This is a genomic window from Pontibacter russatus (assembly GCF_009931655.1).
GTDB lineage: Bacteria > Bacteroidota > Bacteroidia > Cytophagales > Hymenobacteraceae > Pontibacter > Pontibacter russatus.
Genome location: NZ_CP047984.1, coordinates 1,435,809 through 1,450,446, shown reverse-complemented (window position 1 = coordinate 1,450,446; position 14,638 = coordinate 1,435,809). Strand labels below are relative to the sequence as shown.

The following is a 14,638-nucleotide window of genomic DNA, read 5'->3' as shown; positions in this document are numbered from 1 at the left end:
TAAAAGGATAGAAATCATGAAAACCAATATAAAGAAGACCTTCAGCCATTCACTGATCTGGGGAGCGCTCGTGCTCTTCGGGTCGGGCTGCGAAGATTTCCTGGTGGAGCCGGACCGCTCCAACTTCACTTTGGAGAACTACTTCACGAAGCCCGAGCACGCGGAGAGTGTGGTGAACTCCATATATGAAAGTTTGCGGTCTACCACCGGCGGCGGTTTCGGCGGCGCGCCCTGGATGATGCTGGAGTTCGCGACCGGGCTTGCCAACACTGACCTGGGGCAGGCGCAGAACAGCATCAACATCCGGAACCTGGTCAACAACTCCGACAACTCCTATGGCGCCACGTACTGGACCAGCAGCTACCGTGGCATCGCGAACGCGAACCTCGCGATTGCCAAAATCCCGGAGATTACCATGGACGAGAGCCGGAAACAGCAATTGCTGGGCGAGGCAAGGTTCCTGCGCGCCTATTATTACTACAACCTGGTGCGGATCTTCGGGGAGGTGCCCCTGATTACGGAGCCGGTGGACCTGACCTCCCCGGACCTTTACCCGGCAGAGGCTTCTGTGGATGCCATATATGCGGTGATTGTGGAGGACCTGACTGCGGCGGAGGCCGCCGGGCTTCCCTATACAGACGAGACCGGGAGAGTATCGCTGGGCGCGGTAAAGTCGCTGTTGTCCGACGTGTACCTGACCATGGCGGGATATCCCTTGCAGAAAGGCAGCGAGTATTACCAGAAAGCCGCAGACAAAGCGGGGGAGGTGATCGCGTCCGGCGAGTTCAGGCTGTTCGACTCATACGACGATCTGCACAGCGAGGCGACGGAGAACCTGGGCGAGAACATCTTCATGGTGCAGTTCGAGCCGTTCATCATGCCTTCTAACTGGCAGACCTCGATCATCCCCTATAACAAGGGCATCTCCGAATACTCGGACGAGACCGGGGCCATCTATGCCAACACCGATTTTGTGGAGTCGTACGAGCCCGGTGACAAGCGGACAGAGGAGAAGGCGTTCTACTACACCGAGTATTCCCTGAGCAGCGACAGGTCCGTTGTCGTGGACCTGGGCGGGCACTACATCTACAAGCTTTTCGATCCGATTGCCCACCTCCAGACGACGAGCAGCGGCCTTAACTGGACCCTGATACGCTACGCCGAGGTGCTGCTTATATATGCCGAGGCGATGAACGAGGTGTCCGGCCCGACGCCGGAGGCCTACGAGGCCGTCAACGAAATCAGGAGAAGGGCCGGGCTTCCCGATCTAAGCGGCTTAAGCCAGCAGGAGTTCAGAGAGGCCGTCTGGAAAGAGAAGTTTCATGAGCTGAGCTATGAGAACAAGACCTGGTTCGATATGGTCCGGCTCCGGAAAGCATTCAACGTGAACACCGGCGGGTTCGAGGACTACGTGGGGCACCAGTTCTCCTACGGTCCGACACTGAAGGAGCGGGAGTTGCTGTTCCCGATTCCGACGGCAGAGATCAGGAACAACGACAAGCTCACCCAAAATCCCGGCTATTAAACACGATCCGCATCAGCGATGGCTGCAGCGCGCTCATTACCAAGCAGGTAGTGGGCGCGGCAGCCATTGGTGGGGCGGCCACCTTTGTATACAGGCCTGTAATAGCAGGCCCCGGCACCAAATGCCGGGGGAGCCTATAGGGGCTATATATAGAGAATAGTTAAAATGAATTGTTGTAATAACGCTTATTTCTGTAAATTATGGATTGATAGCAGCTGCAGCGGTCCGGAATGGGGAGAACGACACACGTAGCAGGCAGCACGGCACCCTGCTCGTCTGGGTTGGCCTTGCGCCGCTGAACCGGCATTGCCATATATCGCAAGTACCACGAATTGATAATAACCGTTTGATTTCTAATTTTCAACTATATGCGCTACCTGATATTTTTTACTTTATGCGTCTTCTCCCTGGCGGGCTGCAACGTCCCGGGGACAAGCAAGGAGCCGGACGAGGCCGCATTGAAGATTGAGAAGGGCTCCCATATCGTGCTGATAGGGAACAACCTTGGCTCCAGGATGATGAACTTCGGCCACTTCGAGACCGAGATGCACCTCCGTTACCCCGACAGCCTGCTGTATATCCGCAACATGAGCGACGGCGGAGACACCCCCGGCTTCAGGCCGCATGCATCGCGTGTCTCGCCCTGGGCGTTTCCGGGCGCTGAGAAATTCCAGACCGAGCTTGCCACGCCCTCAGGCAGCCAGGGCCATTTCCCTACCCCCGACGAGTGGCTCACACAGCTCGAAGCCGACATCATCATCGCCTTCTTTGGCTACAACGAGTCTTTTGAGGGAGAGGCAGGCCTTGAGAACTACAAGGCCGAGCTGGATGCTTTCATCAAGCACACGCTGAGCCAGAACTACAACGGCGAGTCGCCTCCCCAGCTCGCGATTGTGTCGCCCATCGCTTTCGAAGACCTTTCGGGGCAGCACGACCTGCCGGACGGCAAGAAGGAAAACGTGAACCTGGCCATGTACACCGAGGCCATGCGGGAGGTTGCCGCCAAAAACAGCGTGCATTTCATAGACGCGTACACGCCCACGAAAGAGTGGTTTGATGTGGACGTCGAGCCGCTGACAATCGATGGCTCGCAGCTGAATGAGGAAGGCTACAAAAAGTTCTCTGTCCTGCTGGCCAATAAGGCTTTCGGCGGGGCCGAGGTAAAAGCCGGAAAGCACCGGGAGCTGGTGCACGACGCCGTGCAGGAGAAGAACTGGATGTGGCACAACGACTACAAGATCCCCAATGGCGTGCATGTGTACGGCAGGCGCTACAACCCTTTCGGCCCGGACAACTACCCCGCCGAAATCGCGAAGATACGGGAGATGACCGCCATACGGGATGAGGCTATATGGCGCGCGGCGAAAGGGGAGAAGATGGACATTGCCGCGGCCGATGCGAAAACCAGCAAGCTGCCGCCGGTAAAGACCAACTATGATCCGGAAGAAAACGGCAGCACCGAGTACCTCTACGGGCAGGATGCGCTGGACAAACTGCACGTACCCGACGGTTACAAGATAGAGCTCTTCGCCTCTGAGCGGGAGTTTGACGACCTGGCGAACCCCGTTCAGCTGTCCTTCGATAACAAAGGGCGCCTCTGGGTGGCCACCATGCCAACGTACCCCCACTGGAAACCGGGTGATCCGAGGCCAAACGACAAGATCATCATCCTCGAAGACACCAACAACGATGGCAAGGCCGACAAGCAGACGATATTTGCCGAAAATTTGCACCTCCCGGTCGGTTTTGAGCTGGCACCGGAGGGCGTTTATGTATCGCAGGGTACCAACCTGGTGCTCTTTACCGACACAAACGGCGACGATAAGGCGGATAAAAAAGAGATCATCCTGAGCGGGTTTGACGACCATGACACGCACCACGCGCACAGTGCCTACGCCGCCGACCCGTCCGGTGCCATCTATATGGGCGAGGGCACTTTTCTGCACACCAACGTCGAGACGTCCTACGGCCCGGTTCGCGGCACCAACGGGGGCTTTTACCGCTACAACCCGCAGCGCCGCCAGCTGCAGCGCATCGCCCAACTGGCCATCCCGAACCCGTGGGGCATTGCCTTCGATGCGTGGGGCCAGAACTTCTTCGCGGAGACCTCCAGCCCGGACGTTCGCTGGATGATGCCGGGAACGGTGAAGCCGAGGTATGGCGAAGCCACCCACAAATCTATCCAGCTGATTGAAGAGAAGCACAGGGTGCGCCCCACCTCTGGCCTGGAGTTCATATATAGCCGCCATTTTCCGGATGAGGTGCAGGGCGACATGCTCATCAACAACACCATCGGCTTTCTGGGCACCAAGCAGCACACGATGGTCGACGACGGCACGGGCTTCAAAAGCAGGCATCGCCAGGACCTGGTGTGGTCCGAGGACCGGAACTTCCGGCCGGTGGACATGGAGTTCGCTCCGGACGGCTCGCTTTACCTGGTGGACTGGCACAACGTGCTGATCGGCCATATGCAGCACAACGCCCGCGACCCGCTCCGCGATCACGTACACGGCCGCATCTACCGCATCACCTACCCCTCTCGCCCGCTGGTGAAGCCCGCTAAGGTGGCCGGGGCCACTGTTCCCCAGCTTCTCGACAACCTGAAGCTGCCTGAGTTCAGGACCCGCTACCGCACCCGCCGCGAACTGCGTGGCCGCGAGGCGTCCGAGGTGCTCCCCCAGCTCAAAACCTGGGTTGCCAGCCTGGACAAGAACGACCCCAAGTACGAGCACAACATGCTGGAGGCTTTGTGGGTAAGCTGGGGCCTGAATCAGGTGGACGAGGACCTGCTCCGGCAGTTGCTGCAGGCGAAGGATTACCATACCCGCGCCGCCGCCGTGCGCGTGCTGCGCTACACCGGCCACCAGGTGGAGGACCAGGCAGATTTGCTGATGCAGGCCGCCAGGGATGAACATGGCCGCGTGCGCCTGGAGGCGATAGTGGCAGCCTCATGGCTGGACAAGGAAAAAGGCCTGCCTATCGTGCTGGAAGCTGGCAAGATGCCGCTCGACGAATGGATGGTCCACGCCCACGAGACAGCGCTGGCGCACCTCAACGGAAAATCCGTGAAAGAGAAGGAGGAGGCAGTTGTCAAGACTGATTTGAAGGGAGCCGAGCAGGAGCTGTTCGTGAAGGGCAAGGCCATATATGCCCGGGAAGGTTTCTGCGGCACCTGCCACCAGCCCGACGGCAAAGGGCTCACCAGTTCCGGTTTCCCGCCGCTCACCGGCACCCAGTGGGTGCAGGGCAGCGACGAGCGCCTGATAAAAATAGTGCTGAAAGGGCTTCACGGCCCTATCGAAGTGCTCGGCAAAGACTATCCGGGGCAGGTGCCCATGACGCCTTTCGGGGGGATGCTGAACGACGAGGAGGTGGCCGCCGTGCTGACTTACGTCCGGAACTCCTTCGGAAACAAGGCCGCTGCCATCTCTCCGGACAAAGTAAAAGAAGTGCGCGAGGCCACAAAAGGCAAGACGGGCTTCTACTCGCCTGAGGAGTTGCTGAAGCAGCATCCGATGGAGAATTAATTTTGCAGGCCGTTGCAAGCGGTGCGGCTAAACATGAACTATATATAAAGTCAATGAAAAATCTGAAAGGCATATCCTACCTGTTTGTATTATCCCTTTTCCTGATAAACCTGCTCAGTTCCTGTGCCCAGCCCAACGTGAAAGCGGAGGCTGAAGCTCAGAGTGAAGCTGAAACTGAAACTGAAACTGAAACTGAAAAGCCGCTGGTGGTCTTTGTGACCGGTGACCACGAATACAGCAGCGAGTCCACGATGCCGCTGCTGGCGGCTGAACTGGAAAAGAACTACGGGATGCGCACCATCGTGCTGAAGTCGTCGCCGGACCATACCTCGGAAGAGAACATTCCGGGGCTGGAGGCGCTGAAAGAGGCAGACCTGGCGGTGTTTTTCCTGAGGTGGCGGCGCCTGCCCGAAGACCAGGTGAAGTACATTGAGGATTACCTGAAGACAGGAAAGCCTGTGGTCGGTTTCCGGACCTCGACCCACGCCTTCAACTACCCCAAGGGCCACCCGCTGGAGAAATGGAACGCCTTTGGCGAGCTTGCCCTGAACGCGCCTCCCGGCTGGGGGGGCGAGGCAAACCATACCCACTACGGGCATGAGTCCACCACCGAGGTGTCCGTCATCCCGGAGGCCGCCGATAATCCTGTCCTGACCGGTGTCGACAAAAACTTCAATGCCAAATCCTGGCTCTATACCACCCTGCCCGATTACCCGATCGACGGCTCCACGCTCTTACTGATGGGGCACTCCATCAACCCCAACAAGGCAGATGCGATAGACCACCCGGTGGCCTGGACGGGCACAAACTCTTACGGCGGCAAGGTGTTCATGACCACACTGGGGCACCCGGGCGATTTTGACGAGGAGCCTTTCCAGCGCCTGGTAATCAATGGAATCCACTGGGCTGTAGGAAAGCCCGTTCCGAAGGAATGGGCAGGCAAAATAGAGATGAACGTTCCGTACAGAGGCATGTAAGCCGGCTGTGGAAGATTGATGCGTTGGTTTAACTGTAACTATAAATAGCGTGATGAACAAAATTGGGTTTAACGTACTGGCATGGACGGCTGTGGTGTCGGATGAGTTGATGCCAATTGCGGACAGGTTAAAAGCAATCGGCTATGATGGGGTGGAGTGTTTTATCGGTTCTCCGGATGCATCGGCCTACAAACGCTTCGGCGGCCATGTGCGCGATATCGGCCTGGAGGCAACCAGTGTTTTTGTGGTTGGCAAAGACGAAAGCCCCATCAGTGAGGTAGCGGCTGTGAGGGCGAAAGCGCTGGAGCGCATCAAGTGGGCGATAGACCGCGCCCACGACCTGCAGGCCAGGGTGCTGTGCGGCCCCTTCCACTCGGCCCACGCGGTGTTTGCCCATCGCGCCCCGGAGGACCGGGAGTATGGCTGGGGAGCCGAAGTGCTGCATGCGGCCGGGGAGTACGCCGCGCAGGCAGACATTGTGCTGGCACTGGAGGCACTGAACCGTTTCGAATGCTACCTGTGCAACACCATGGTCCAGCTGACAAGGCTGGTGAGGGAGGCAGACCACCCGAACGTGCGGGCCATGTTTGATACGCACCACGCCAACATCGAGGAAAAGAAACTCCCGGCCGCCATCCAGACCATTGCGCCTGTGCTGGCGCACGTCCACATCAGCGAGAACGACCGCGGCACCCCCGGCGACGGCCATGTAAACTTCGATGAAGTGTTCGCGGCGTTAGCCGGGATAGGCTATAATGGCTGGCTCACCATCGAGGCTTTCTCGCGGAACGATCCGGACTTTGCCAACTCCATAGGCGTGTGGCGCGAGTTCTCAAATCCGTGGGACATTGCCGAAAACGGCCTGAAACTCATCCGGCGAATGTGCCAGCAGCACGGCCTCGCCACGCCCACGACGGCAAACCAGGCACTTTAATGTATATATAGTATAAATAGAAACATTCCTATATGGCACAGCAGCTTCCATTTCGTTTTGGGTCAGAGGTATATACCTGGTTCATGAACAACGACGGGCAAACCTACGATAACCAGTTGGGGCACATGATAGAGGTGATAGCCGAAGCCGGATTTACCGGCATCCAGCCTATATACTCCTGGATGGGGGATTTACAGGATGCGGACCGGCTGGAGGCAAAGCTGAAGGAGCAGGGGGTAGAACTCGCGGCCCTTTCCCTGGCGATGGACTGGAACGGAGCGGAAGAGTCGGAGAAGGAGCGGGAGGAGGCAGACCAGGCTATCCGTTTGCTGCAGCGCTTTCCGGGCGCCATCCTCTGCACGGTGCAGAAGCCAAGCGGGCGGCACGATTTAACGGTCCGCCGCCGCAACCTGGTAAACATCGTGAACAGCATATCGCGCAGGGCAATGGAAAAAGGGGTGCCCTGCAGCTTTCACCCCAATTCGCCCCACACGTCCATCACCCGCACCGAGGAAGACTACAGCGTGATACTGGAGGCCCTGGACAGCGCCGCCACCGGCTGGACGCCCGACGTGGGCCATATCATCAACGGCGGCATGGACCCGCTCGGAAAGATGAAGGAATACGCCTCCCTCATCAACCACATGCATTACAAGGACTGGGACGGAGACCCGGAGTTTGCCCTGATGGGGAATGGCAAAGTAGATCTGCTTTCGATAACCCAGTGGCTGAAAGACATTAACTACAGTGGCTGGATTGTGTGCGAAGACGAGGGGAAGGAAGCCCTGCAGGACCCCGACGCCGTAACGCTGCACGATGGCCGGTGGATCAGGGAAACGTTGGTGCCACAATTAAAATAATTCTTTCCTATGCCCCATATATATACGAACGGAATAAACCTGTACTACGAGGAGCGCGGCGCCGGAGAACCGCTCCTGCTGATAATGGGAATTACGGCCCCCGGATCAGTATGGGAGAAGCATGCGGCGTACTGGGAAAAGGACTTCAGGTGCATCATTGCCGATAACCGGGGAGTAGGCTTTTCAGACAAGCCTGCCGGACCCTATACCACCGCGCAGATGGCCGACGACTACGCCGGTCTGCTGGAGGCGCTCCAGATACCGCAGGCACGGGTGGTGGGCTGCTCCATGGGCAGCACCATTGCCCAGCAACTGGCGATTCGGTACCCTGAGAAAGTGAAATCGCTGGTGCTGATGTGTACCTGGGCCCGCTGCGATAATATGGCCAGAACCGTGTTCCAGCATATGATGCACTGCAAGGCCCGGCTCCGTCCCGAGGAGTTCAGTTTATATATACAGCTGCTCATCTACGCCAAATCCTCCTGGGACAATCAGGCGATGAACGCGGAACTGGAGGAAGGGCGCCTGCAGGCGGCCACCGATCCGCAGCCGCAGCCCCTGCATGCCCTGGAAGCGCAGGCAGCCGCCTGCATGGACCACAACGCGCTCAACGGACTGAGGGAAATCGGCGCCCCGGCATTGGTGATTGGCGGCCAGGAAGATGCGTTTACCCCGCCCTGGATGGCGGAAGAGGTGGCCGGGGCCATACCGGGTGCAGCGCTGCACCTCTACGAAAAGTCCGGGCATGCCTTCCACTGGGAAAACCTGGAGGATTTCAACCCCAGGGTCAGAAACTGGCTGCTGGCTAATTAGCCTGTATATAGGTTTGATATAATGTAGATAAAATTTATGTGTTTCTTGCCTAATTTGCTATATTACCATCAGAAAAGCGCTTTGCCGGGAATGTGAGCGCCGCTGCAGCAGGCCTGGTTAAGCCAGGAAAGATGTCATAACACCTGTAAAGGCAAAGCGCACAGTGGCTTCTGTCGTTTGGTAACCTGCTTGGTGGCATATCTGATTGCTGATGCTGCGATTTCGTGGGAAGCGGCAGTCCTACGTAGGACAGGGCAAAACACAGGCTGGAGATATAGCGCTAATAGAAGCAGGTAAAGCTTCGGAGCAGGAATTCTCAGAATAGAGTAGGCATCTGTACTGACAGATATAGATAAAATGCCCGTTGCCCCGCCTGGAAAGCGTCCTGGCCCCCGGTAGCCGGGAAAGTGATGAGAATTTGAGCCATATATCGTTTTTACTTTGATTCACCTTTTTACTTCCGCATTTAAAACAACTAAACACAAATTCAATGGACCAAAACCTTAACAAAAAAGCCTTGTTCCTGGGGAGCTGCTTCGCCCTCATCACCACCGCCTTTACTTTCTCTATCAGGGCGGGTATCCTTCCGCAGTTAGGGGCTGAGTTTGGCCTTACTGCCGAACAACTCGGATTCATCAACGCCATGTGGTTCCTGGGCTTCCCCATTTCGATGGTTATCGGAGGCTTGGTTTATCATACTTTTGGTGCCAAAAACATCATGTTAGTGGCTTTTGTAGCCCACACAATAGGGATTATAATGACCATTTATGCCGGAGGATATACAAGTCTGCTTATTTCCACCCTGTTTATCGGTTTCGGTAACGGGTGTACAGAGGCTGCCTGTAACCCTATGATTGCGGATATGTATTCTGGAGTAACGATGAACAAGATGCTGAACAGGTTCCATATGTGGTTTCCCGGCGGTATCCTTCTCGGTGCCCTCATCTCAAAGTTTATGACAGACCTGGGCTTGCCTTGGGAAGCGCAAATGTGGATTACTATGGTTCCAACTGTTATTTATGCTTTCCTGTTCTTCGGAAAAACCTTCCCGAAACCACAAGTGGAGGGGGCTACCTCTATTCTTCAGAACCTGAAGGCCATGTTTAGCCCGCTATACATATTCCTGATTGTTTGTATGGCCCTTACGGCTATCTCAGAATTCGGTCCTAACCAGTGGGTGAGCATTATCCTGGGTAGCAGCGGCGCAGACGCCATGATCATCCTCGCCCTTACCTCCGGCCTTATGGCAGTGGCCCGCTTTTTTGCAGGTCCGGTTGTTGCCACATTAGGCCAAACCGGTGTTTTACTCGGAGGTGCAGTCCTGACAGCGATAGGTATCTATTTGTTTAGCACTGTTACCGGCCCTATGGCGTACGTGGCAGCCATCATTTTTGCCCTGGGCGTGGCCTATTTCTGGCCTGTGATGGTAGGTTCTGTGGCGCAGCGGGTTCCGTTGAGCAGTGCCCTTGGGATGTCTATTATCGGTGCGGTGGGCATGTTCTCCACTTCTATTTTCCAGCCGATTATCGGGGACTGGATTGACGATGCCAGGGCTGAAAGCACTGCCCAGGGTCTTACCGGAAACGCGCTGGAACTGGCCGCCGGACAGGACACGCTGGAGAAGATGATTGCTTTCCCGGCCATCCTGATTGTGCTGTTCACTATCCTGTACTTCTGGCAGCGAAACCCCAAGAGCACCGAGAAAATACCGCAGCCGGTCACACACTAAAGTCTTCGGCATGCAAAGAAGCCATTTTATATAGATGGCGTCTTTGCTAAGCCTGAATGACAAAGGCTTTATTTTAAGATAAGTAATTGATGCATAAAAAAGGCCACTTCATTCGAAGTGGCCTTTTTTATGCACCTCTATATATTGTTCTGCGTCGATGGGATGGTGTCAGCAAGGCTATGCGCCCCCTAATCCCACAGCCCGCATGCCGCACTGACATAGCACGGTATTCATAGTTTTCCTTGTGAAATCAAGCCCTTCTCATTCCGGAGATACGCTCTATATGGCGTGAGCGTCTGCGCTTGCGGCCTATATATACAGGCAGGAGGCCTGTATATATAGGCCTTGTTTAGATAGCACATTTATATATAGCTTGGGCAGCAACCAGGCCGCATGGCGGATTAAAACGGATGCAGTTTAGGAACGGCATGATGAATTAAATAACCCAAGCTGCGTTTTACATTTGCTGTTGAGATTTGACCCACCCCTGCCCCTCCTGGGCTCAACTTATAGGGATAAACATGCAGCCATACAAGTTGAAGCAGCGGCTATACCTTAAGCTTATATACTGCCAGTTTTAGCGAAGCGGAACTGGTGGTTATATAGGACAACCACAGGTTGCGCTGGCGCTAAACCTGCGGCATGAACTCAATATTTTCCCTACAAGATGAGCCCAGGAGGGGCAGGGGGTGAGTTACATTCATCAATAATTGATCAGTTGTATATATCGCAGCTTGAGTTATATAAAGTCAGCCAGAGGCTGCGCGATAGCAAGTCATGAGCGAAGACGTTCGCGCTATATGGCTATATGCAACTTCTGCGGTTGCCCTAACCCATCCTTATCCTTTTTGCGAGTGCGCTATATAAACCACCAAAACGAGGAACATAATCCCGCTATCAGTTGGTGTAGGCGCATTGCATTTTACCTGTCAGCAGGTTTCCCTGCTTGGAGCGGAAGGGGTGGGTTCTATAGAATATTATTGTGGGCAGTTTCTAGTTGATAATGATATATGCTTTTGTTCAAACTGCCGAGCTGAAAAAAAGACCTCCGGCGCAGGCGCACCGGAGGTCTAAACAAACAACCTGGTATGAAACAAGTTTATCTTAATGCTATCTGTTGTGCTTCGATAACACCTATTCTGTTTTAGCGCTGGCCTTGGCGGAGGCCGTGTACACTTTGTGGTTTTTATTGCCGCCGGAGATAAGGTAAGCCATCAGGTCTTTCAGCTCCTCCGGGTTCAGGCGGTCAATCAGGTGCGGCACCATCGGCGATACATCGGAGGTTTGCTTTCTTGTCACGTTGCTCTTCGGGAGCTCCCGGAGCGTCTGCGGCGCAAACGGATTTTGTGCAACATAATAAGTGCTTTCATCCTCGTTGGTGAGCCTCCCCACTACCGAGCTGCCGTCCTTCAGGTAAAAAATGGTCGCCGCGTACTGGTCAGAAATAACGCTGTCCGGGTGAATGATGGCTTCCAGGATGTCTTTCGGGGTAAACCGGTTGCCGAGCTGCGTCAGGTCTGGGCCCACGGCCCCACCTTCGCCGCCCATGGTGTGGCAGGATTTGCAGAGGGTGGCGGCAAAGATCGCCTTTCCCTGCTCCAGGTCCCGGTTCGCAAGACTGTCATCCACGAACGACAGGGCCTCTTCCACGGTCCATCTTCTGCCGGGGCCTTTTGGCCTGTAAGCAGATGCTTCAGCTAATTCCAATCCGCCGCCGCTCAGCAGGGAATCCCCTGAGATGGTGTTATAGTGCTCGTACTGGCTTTTGGGAACACGGCTCAGGGCAGCCTGCCTGGCCTTGTCGATAAAACCAACGTAGCTTCGTCCCCCCTTGTATTTGAAGGCGTTGTACATCCACTTGAAATACTCCTCGCGCAGTTCCGGTGTCCAGCCGGTCTCGGCCTCGCTCAGCGCCGTGGCCAGGTATGTTTGCTGGGCGGGCGGCACGTTGGCCAGCATGCCCGCGATGTCCAATCCGTACTGCGGGTTCCGGAGAATCAGGTCGGATGAGGCCATGGCGGTTTCCGTCTTGTCGTCTTTTGCCTTTTCGAGCAGCGCCATCGTCTTGGGAACAGCCTGCGGGTCGCCCAAAGCGATGAGTACCTTGCTGAAAGAACGGTTCAACTCATTTCCTTCAGCAGGATAAAGCGGGTCCAGATAAGCAATCACCCTTTTCTTCAGGGCAGGCTCGGGGTTGCCGTGTCTGAAGAGAACCACTTCAAAAGCGCGCAGCAGGTTCAGTTTCTCCTGCTCCGACAGTTGGGCATAATTTGTCTTCATCAGCGACTCCAGCATGTCGTCGCTCAGCGCTTTGTTGCCGTGCCGGGCCAGCGCAATGATGGCCTGCGTCCGCTTCTCAGGGTCTTGCTCCTGCAGCGCTTTATCCTGCCACTCATTTAAGGGCTGGTGCTCCACGGCAATGCGCGCGGCATAGCTTACGAAACGGTCTTTATGGTCCAGGTAAGGCCAGGCGAAGTCAATGGCGCCTGCTTTGGGCCCGACGTGGTACTTCTCCAGTTGCTCCCTGATTTTGTGCTCCTCTGTTACCTTGGGCGCGGGCTTGCTGTCCGCCACCTCTATCTCTTTATAATCGTTGTAATACACCCGGTACAGGTCCGACTCCAGCCGGCGGCCTCCTGTGAGGAAGTACATGGCACCGTCGGGGCCGATAACGCCATCGGTTAGTGGCAGCGGCGAGCCTGAGATAAACTCCTCGGCAGTGGCGCTGTAGGAAGAACCCTCCGGCTTGAGATGCACGGCATATATGATGCCGAAGCTCCAGTCGAAGCTGAACAGCGCGTCGTTGTACTTCTCAGGGAATCTTGCTTTCCCGCCGTGCATCAGGTTGGTGGGAGAACCCTGCCCGATGTTCAGGACCGGAGGCAGGTTGTCGGGGTACAGCGGAGACCATTTCCCGTTACCGGTGCGCCACCCGTATTCGCTGCCGCTGGTAACGTGGCAGATGCGGGTAGGGCGGTACCAGGGCATCCCGAAGTCCCACTCCATATCCGAGTCGTAGGCAAACATATCACCGGCGTCGTTAAAAGCCAGGTCGAAGGGGTTCCGGTAGCCGGCGCTCACCAGCTCCCAGTTCTCACCCAGCGAGTCTACGTGGGCTACCCAGCCTCCGGGGGCTCCGCGGTCGTTGGCGTGCCCGCGCGGGTCCTTTATCTGCGGGAACAGGTTGTCGTCCTTCCAGACAGGCGGCAGCCTGTAAGCATCCATTTCCGGCAGGTCGGTGTGGTTACCGGCTACCACGTACAGCGATTTCTTGTCCGGAGCCAGCACTACGCTGTGCGGGCCGTGCTCGCCTTCACCGTTCAGGGCTTTCAGCAGGGTCACTTTGTCGAACTGGTCGTCGCCGTCCGTGTCCTGTAGCCGGTAAAGGCCGCTGCCCTTCGAGAATTCCTCGTCGCTGTTGTGGTTCACCATCACGTAGAGGCTGTTGAACGCCCAGAGCAGGCCCTGTGCGTAGCCCATGCCCCCGTGCGTTTTGGCGGAGTCAATCTGGGCCTCGTCTCCGATTACCAGCTTTTCAATCTTAGGCGTTGCTGCGGAATCGGCGCCGATGGGGGGCAGTTCGAGGCGGTATAGGCCTCCGTACTGGTCTGACGTTATCAGCCGGCCTTTGTCGTCGAAGGTCATCGACACCCAGGAGCCTTGGTCATTTTCGGAAGGGCTGTAGAGGTGCTCTGCCCGGAAGCCGGCGGGGATTTTGAGTTTTTCCGTTCCGGGGTCTAACGGGGCATCGGCTACTGTCTCCGCCTTTTCAATCCTGCTGCAGGACGAGCCAATCAGGAGAGAGACCGAGAGCGCTAGCAAAGCTCTTCTTGTGGGGGATTTGCGATACATATAATTCGGTATATTGGTTATGTAGTTTCCTTGGGTTTTCTCAACTGGTTTCCATATGAAGCGCTGCGGCTTTCTCCTGCTCTACTTCTCAGAAGCTGTTTATTTCTTCGCAAGGCTTAAGTTCACTGCCAATTGAAATCGGCAATTATTTTTAAATATAAGTACCATAAAGAAATAAGCTGTCCTGTACTGTCCTGAAAACAGATTTATTTAGGGAGTTCATCAGAAAAGGCATGGCAGGGTGCATGCGGCACGGCCGGATCCAGGTCTTGCGGTTATATGAGGTAGCGAGCTATATATAAAGCTTCTCGAAAATCCGCAGAAGATAGCAGACATGCTGGTCGGGGCCTCGCGTTATCCCCGCGTTAGAAAAGGGATGCACATCAGGCCACAGTGCAAGTGCTGGCAGTAATTAGTGTTT

General features: G+C 55.9%; 8 protein-coding genes. 7 read left to right on the top strand and 1 reads right to left on the bottom strand.

Features of this window, described 5'->3' with window-relative positions; genetic code table 11:
• The first annotated feature begins 16 nt into the window (after positions 1–16).
• From GSQ62_RS05900 to GSQ62_RS05870, 7 genes are all read left to right on the top strand, one after another.
• Positions 17–1,525, top strand: coding sequence for a RagB/SusD family nutrient uptake outer membrane protein (locus GSQ62_RS05900; RefSeq protein ID WP_161888652.1), 1,509 nt, complete (start codon positions 17–19; stop codon positions 1,523–1,525).
• 368 nt (positions 1,526–1,893) lie between these two features.
• Positions 1,894–5,052 (top strand): PVC-type heme-binding CxxCH protein, encoded by a 3,159-nt coding sequence (locus GSQ62_RS05895; protein WP_161888651.1) that lies wholly within the window; start codon positions 1,894–1,896, stop codon positions 5,050–5,052.
• Positions 5,053–5,105: 53 nt separating this feature from the next.
• On the top strand, positions 5,106–6,029 hold the full coding sequence (locus GSQ62_RS05890; protein ID WP_161888650.1) for a ThuA domain-containing protein: 924 nt from the start codon (positions 5,106–5,108) through the stop codon (positions 6,027–6,029).
• 52 nt (positions 6,030–6,081) lie between these two features.
• Positions 6,082–6,963 (top strand): sugar phosphate isomerase/epimerase family protein, encoded by an 882-nt coding sequence (locus GSQ62_RS05885; protein ID WP_161891330.1) that lies wholly within the window; start codon positions 6,082–6,084, stop codon positions 6,961–6,963.
• A 32-nt stretch (positions 6,964–6,995) separates the two neighbouring features.
• Positions 6,996–7,823 carry a sugar phosphate isomerase/epimerase family protein gene (locus GSQ62_RS05880; protein ID WP_161888649.1) on the top strand — a complete coding sequence of 276 codons (828 nt, stop codon included), beginning with the start codon at positions 6,996–6,998 and terminating at the stop codon, positions 7,821–7,823.
• A gap of 9 nt (positions 7,824–7,832) precedes the next feature.
• On the top strand, positions 7,833–8,636 hold the full coding sequence (locus GSQ62_RS05875; RefSeq protein ID WP_161888648.1) for an alpha/beta fold hydrolase: 804 nt from the start codon (positions 7,833–7,835) through the stop codon (positions 8,634–8,636).
• Positions 8,637–9,126: 490 nt separating this feature from the next.
• On the top strand, positions 9,127–10,365 hold the full coding sequence (locus GSQ62_RS05870) for an MFS transporter (protein WP_161888647.1): 1,239 nt from the start codon (positions 9,127–9,129) through the stop codon (positions 10,363–10,365).
• Positions 10,366–11,499: 1,134 nt separating this feature from the next.
• On the opposite strand, the gene GSQ62_RS05865 is transcribed toward GSQ62_RS05870, so the two are convergent.
• On the bottom strand, positions 11,500–14,217 hold the full coding sequence (locus tag GSQ62_RS05865) for a c-type cytochrome (RefSeq protein ID WP_161888646.1): 2,718 nt from the start codon (positions 14,215–14,217) through the stop codon (positions 11,500–11,502).
• Between the last annotated feature and the right edge of the window lie 421 nt (positions 14,218–14,638).

Bases quoted from the DNA above. Each gene is read 5' to 3' on its own strand.
- GSQ62_RS05900 (WP_161888652.1), top strand. From the start codon at position 17: ATGAAAACCAATATAAAGAAGACCTTCAGCCATTCACTGATCTGGGGA.
- GSQ62_RS05865 (WP_161888646.1), bottom strand. From the start codon at position 14,217: ATGTATCGCAAATCCCCCACAAGAAGAGCTTTGCTAGCGCTCTCGGTC.
- GSQ62_RS05880 (WP_161888649.1), top strand. From the start codon at position 6,996: ATGGCACAGCAGCTTCCATTTCGTTTTGGGTCAGAGGTATATACCTGG.
- GSQ62_RS05870 (WP_161888647.1), top strand. From the start codon at position 9,127: ATGGACCAAAACCTTAACAAAAAAGCCTTGTTCCTGGGGAGCTGCTTC.
- GSQ62_RS05885 (WP_161891330.1), top strand. From the start codon at position 6,082: ATGAACAAAATTGGGTTTAACGTACTGGCATGGACGGCTGTGGTGTCG.
- GSQ62_RS05875 (WP_161888648.1), top strand. From the start codon at position 7,833: ATGCCCCATATATATACGAACGGAATAAACCTGTACTACGAGGAGCGC.
- GSQ62_RS05890 (WP_161888650.1), top strand. From the start codon at position 5,106: ATGAAAAATCTGAAAGGCATATCCTACCTGTTTGTATTATCCCTTTTC.
- GSQ62_RS05895 (WP_161888651.1), top strand. From the start codon at position 1,894: ATGCGCTACCTGATATTTTTTACTTTATGCGTCTTCTCCCTGGCGGGC.